Here is a 3900-nt window from a genome sequence, read left to right on the forward strand (position 1 = left end):
CGCCGACGCCAACACCAGGCCCGGACCAGCCACTACAGGCGACGAGGCCACAGCCCAAGAGCTGAAGCCTCATCACAGCAAGCACCGTTGCAGTATTAGAAGTCATCTCATTTGGAGAGTCTTCGGAGGCAGATGAGGGCTGCGGCGATGCTGGCGAAGGCGGCGAAGTGGTCGGCCTTGCGTTCGTAGCGGCGATGGAGCCGGCGGAAGCCGCCGAGCCGGGCCACGGTCCGCTCGATTACCCATCGGTGACGGCCGAGGCGCTGGGAGGACTCGACGCCTCGGCGGGCGATGCGTGCCGGGATCTGCCGTCGTCGCAGGTAGGAGCGGATGAAGCGGTGGTCGTAGGCTTTGTCGCCGTGCAGCTTCCCGGTTCTGCGTCGCCTGGGGCCGCGCCGCGAACGGATGGGCGGGATGGCGTCGGCCAGCGGGATCAGGACCTGGCTGTCGTGGACGTTGGCCCCGGAGATCGCGAGCGACAGGGGTAAACCGGTGCGTTCGGTGAGCAGGTGGATCTTCGACCCGTACTTGCCCCTATCGACAGGATTCGGACCTGTCAGCTCCCCCTTTTCAGGCAAGGCCGTGAAGTTATGGGCTGATCGGTGTTGTCGAGAGGAGGTCGATGCTGATGGTGGCCTTGTAGGCGCGTCGGTCGACGCGGAGGCTCTTGTAGGCGTATTTGGACAGGGGTCGTTTGACGGCTCGGGGACTAGTAGGGCTTGGTCAGGTTCGTTTGGGTGTGGGTATGTTGCGGTGGCAGGTCGGGCAGTGGCCGGCCCAAGTGGCGAGGACCAACTGCAGCTCGCGGACGACCTGGTAGAGGCTCAGGCCGCTGCCGTTCCTTTTGGGGCCCGGGCCAGCCTCCGTAGGGTGCAGAAGGCGTGGGCCAGGGCGACGAGGGTGACGTGGTGGTGCCAGCCGGTGTAGGTGCGGCCCTCGAAGTGGGCGAGTCCCAGGGCCTGCTTCATTTCGCGGTAGTCGTGTTCGATGCGCCAGCGGAGCTTGGCCAGGCGGACCAGGGTGGTCAGTGGGGTGTCGGCGGGCAGGTCGGAGAGCCAGAACTGCACCGGCTCGGCCTCCCGGGCGGGCCACTCGGCCAGCAGCCAGCACTCGGGCAGCTCGACGCCGTCGGTGGCCTCGCGGATCTCGCGGCCGGCGGGGCGGATCCGCAGCGCGACGAAGCGCGAGTACATGCGCTTGAACCCGGTGCGGCCCCTGCCCGGGCGGGATCCCTCGCGCCAGGACACCGGCCTGGCCGCCTGCCGCCCCGCCTCCACCGCCAGGGCCTTCACGCTCTTCGCCAGATCGGGATACCGGGCGACCGGCGGCCGGCCCCTCCCGTGGTAGGGCGGGGTGACGGGCCGGGCGGAGCCCGGCTGGGCGGTGAGCGTGGTGGAGATCCCCACGACGTAGTTCAGTCCGCGTTCGGCCAGGCCGAGGCGGAAGGCGGTCGCGTCGCCGTAGCCGGCGTCCGCGACGACGAGTGGGACGTGCACGCCCCAGGAGCGGGTCTCGTCGACCATGTCCAGGGCGAGTTGCCACTTCTCCACGTGTCCCAGGTCCGCGGGGATCTGGCAGCGCACACGGCGGGCGACCTTCTCGGGCTCGGCCTTCTCGGACGCCGGATCCCAGGACTTGGGGAGGAACAGCCGCCAGTCGACCGCGGCGGAGGCGTGGTCGGTGGCCAGGTGCAGCGAGACGCCGACCTGGCAGTTGGTGACCTTGCCTGCGGTGCCGGTGTACTGCCTCGACACGCACGCGGAGGCGTCGCCGTCCTTGAGGAATCCGGTGTCGTCGACGATCAGCGCCGTCGGCTTCAGCTCGGTCTGCATCCGCCACGCCAGCCGGGCGCGGACATGCGCCGGGTCCCACGGGCTGGAGGTCACGAAGTGCGCGAGCGCCTGCCGGTTGCCGTCCTCGCCGAGTCGGGCCGCCATCGGTTCCACCGACTTGCGCCCGCCGTCCAACAACAGTCCACGCACATAGACCTGCCCCCAACGGCGCTGATCGCTACGGGTGAATGCCTCGAACATCTCCGCCGCGAACGCCTCCAGGCCCTCCCGGACCTCCACCATCTCCCCAGGTGTCACACACTCTCAACGCCACAACCCGCCAATAGACACGCCCAACCAAGATCAACCTGACCAAGCCCTACTAGGGACTCACACGCAGGCGGCGGGCGGGCATGAGGTGCTCCAGAACCGCTCGCCCGATCGTGCCGATGAGGTCGATGACGGTGCCGGCGATGACGTTCGCGGCCTGGACGACCTGGTCGCGGGCGGCCTGGAGAGCGATCGAGTCCCGGCGTCCCAGTATGGTTTTCTTGATCGCAAAGTAGGCGGACTCGACTTCCCAGCGTTCGTGGTAGAGCTTGACCAGCTCGAGCGCGGGATGGGTGCGGTAGTCGAGCGGGGTGGTCGCCAGGCGGTAGACACCGGTGTGGTGTCCGGCAGTGGTGGCGATGGAGATCTCGCACTCGATGATGCGAACCTCCAACTCGCCGAAGCGAGAGAGGAACGAGCCGTCCGCGAAGCGCCGCAGGACGGACGGCTTGCGCGTGGCAGTGAGGCGGGCCAGGAAGGCGGCGCCGGTGGCGGCGGTGTGTTCGAGGAAGGCGTTGGAGGCGAAGCCGCGGTCCAGCAGCACGATCGTCCCGGGTCCGAGTGATCGCAGCAGACGCCGGCCGTAGGTGGTCTCGCCGGTGATGCGCGGTCCGAAAGCGGCGTCCAGGACAGCGCGGGTGCCGCAGGAGACCAGGGCCGTCAGGCAGATCTGCGGATAGCCGGCAGTGTTGAACCGGTTCGATCCCTTGCCCAGGTGGGCGCGGGTGGCCGGGGCGTCGGGGACGTCGAGGTAAGTGCCGTCGATGGCGACGACCAGCAGGCCGGCCCAGCGGGCTCCGGTGGTGCGGATCGCGCTCGCAGGCCCTCGCAGCAGATCGAACAGGGCGTACAGCGGGCGCACTCCGAGTCGGCATCGCGCATGCCATAGCGCGGTCGAGGTGACTTTCGGTATCGGCAGCGAGCCGAGTGCGCCGGTCAGTTTGGACCACACGGCCGGGTAGCCGCATTCCTCGAACAGCGCGGCCGCCAGAAGCAGATACACGACGACTCTGGCCGGGAGCTTCCGCAGCCGCTCTTGTACGGCCCCGCACTCGGCGAGGACCTCATCGACCATGTCGAAGGGCACGATCTGGGTCAACTCGCCCAGATGGCCCGGCGCATAGATGCCTTCGGCTACCGCGATCTCGCGGGTGATGACACACTGACCGGACAGCGGAGCTCCCGATGTTGAACGGCTCGTCTTGGCAGACGTCGTTCTACCGGGGCTCCGCTTCTTGCGTCCGGCGTTCATGCAGATCAGCCCACATCTGCGCGCCGGCCTCGGCCTGTAACTTCATGGCCTTGCCTTTTCAGGGCCCTCATGTTCACCGAGTCGACCGCGCACCGCGACCAGTCCAGCTCGCCCCGCGAACCGAGTTCGTCGAGGACGACCCGGTGGAGCTGGCCCACACGCGGGCCTTTCTCCACTCGGTGAAGCGTCGATGGGCCGTCGGCCCGGACGGGCCGAAGCACGGCGGCAACTGGGCCCAGGTGCACCCGGAGGTCGCGACGAACACGATCGCCGCCAGAACCTCCCGGTCACCGTGTCGCCGCCGACCACCGCCCTGCGGACGAGTCGGCGCGTCCGGCACCACCAACTGGAAAAGCTCCCACAACTCGTCCGGCACCAGACGCTCCACGATCAGCACGCCCGGAGTCTACCCAACCGCCCCAAATGAGATGACTTCTTAGCTCACAGCCATACCCGGAACCCCTGGGCTTCCCTGATCCTACGAATGATCAGATCCGGCGCGCTTGAAAGGTAGGCCGAGCTCAGGGCCGATTATCCGTTCGTTCG

General features: G+C 68.2%; 2 protein-coding genes and 2 pseudogenes. All 4 read right to left on the reverse strand.

What is annotated here, in order from left to right; translation table 11 throughout:
- Positions 1-107 precede the first annotated feature (107 nt).
- Positions 108-608, reverse strand: a pseudogene (locus AB0D08_RS40465) (IS5 family transposase); the annotation flags it as partial.
- A gap of 216 nt (positions 609-824) precedes the next feature.
- On the reverse strand, positions 825-2075 hold the full coding sequence (locus tag AB0D08_RS40470) for an IS701 family transposase (RefSeq protein WP_359895372.1): 1251 nt from the start codon (positions 2073-2075) through the stop codon (positions 825-827).
- A 79-nt stretch (positions 2076-2154) separates the two neighbouring features.
- A complete protein-coding gene (locus tag AB0D08_RS40475) occupies positions 2155-3354 on the reverse strand; it encodes an IS4 family transposase (protein WP_359895374.1) in 1200 nt (399 codons plus the stop codon).
- A 20-nt stretch (positions 3355-3374) separates the two neighbouring features.
- A pseudogene (locus tag AB0D08_RS40480) lies at positions 3375-3751 on the reverse strand (transposase); the annotation flags it as partial.
- Between the last annotated feature and the right edge of the window lie 149 nt (positions 3752-3900).

It is taken from the genome of Kitasatospora sp. NPDC048540 (assembly GCF_040651175.1).
Classification (GTDB): domain Bacteria; phylum Actinomycetota; class Actinomycetes; order Streptomycetales; family Streptomycetaceae; genus Kitasatospora.

Coding starts and splice junctions, on each gene's coding strand:
- AB0D08_RS40470 (WP_359895372.1), bottom strand. CDS start 2,075: ATGGTGGAGGTCCGGGAGGGCCTGGAGGCGTTCGCGGCGGAGATGTTC.
- AB0D08_RS40475 (WP_359895374.1), bottom strand. CDS start 3,354: ATGAACGCCGGACGCAAGAAGCGGAGCCCCGGTAGAACGACGTCTGCC.